General features: G+C 65.7%; 1 protein-coding gene. It reads right to left on the reverse strand.

Annotation, left to right across the window (positions count from 1 at the left end; all coding sequences use genetic code 11):
• Positions 1 to 3 precede the first annotated feature (3 nt).
• Positions 4 to 1,083, reverse strand: a 1,080-nt coding sequence (gene gmd / locus CVM52_RS26000; protein ID WP_100165082.1) for a GDP-mannose 4,6-dehydratase, incomplete at its 5' end; no start/stop codon positions are given.

Raw genomic sequence — 1,083 nt, forward strand, 5'->3', positions numbered from 1 at the left:
GCCCTACCCCTCCAGCGCCACCGGCAGTTCCAGCCCGTGTTCCTTCAGCAGCGCGTGGCGGCGGGCGGTTTTCAGATCCTCGGCCACCATCTCGGCGCACATCTGTTGCGCGGTGATCTCGGGGGTCCAGCCGAGCTTGGCCTTGGCCTTGGCCGGATCGCCCAGCAGCGTCTCCACCTCGGCGGGGCGGAAATAGCGCGGGTCGATCCGCATCACCACGTCGCCGACGCGCAGCGCCGGCGCCTTGTCGCCGCTGATCGCCGCCACCCGGGCGACCTCCTCGGTGCCGGTGCCGCTGAACTCCAGGGTGATCCCCAGCTCGGCCGCCGTCCAGGTGATGAATTCGCGCACCGAATATTGCACCCCGGTGGCGATGACGAAATCCTCCGGCGCCTCCTGCTGCAGCATCAGCCACTGCATGCGCACGTAATCCTTGGCATGGCCCCAGTCGCGCAGGCTGTCGATATTGCCCATGTAGAGACAGGGTTCCAGCCCTTGAGCGATATTGGCCAGCCCGCGGGTGATCTTGCGGGTGACGAAGGTCTCGCCGCGGCGCGGGCTCTCGTGGTTGAACAGGATGCCGTTGCAGGCATAGATCCCGTAGGCCTCGCGATAGTTCACGCAGATCCAATAGGCATACATCTTGGCCACCGCGTAGGGCGAGCGCGGGTGGAACGGCGTGGTCTCGGTCTGCGGCACCTCCTGCACCTGGCCGTAAAGCTCCGAGGTCGAGGCCTGGTAGAAGCGGGTCTTGTTTTCCAGCCCGAGGAAGCGCACCGCCTCGAGCAGGCGCAGGGTGCCGACCGCGTCGACATCGGCGGTATATTCCGGCGCCTCGAAGCTGACCGCCACGTGGGACTGCGCGCCGAGATTGTAGATCTCGTCGGGCTGCACCTCCTGGATGATCCGGGTCAGGTTCGAGGTGTCGGTCAGATCGCCGTAATGCAGCCGCAGCTGGGCGTGGTTGGCATGCGGATCCTCGTAGATATGGTCGATCCGCTGGGTGTTGAACAGCGACGCCCGGCGCTTGATGCCGTGCACCTCGTAGCCCTTTGCGAGCAGGAATTCGGCAAGGTAGGAGCC

The sequence above is a fragment of the Pseudooceanicola lipolyticus genome (genome assembly GCF_002786325.1).
Lineage (GTDB): Bacteria > Pseudomonadota > Alphaproteobacteria > Rhodobacterales > Rhodobacteraceae > Pseudooceanicola_C > Pseudooceanicola_C lipolyticus.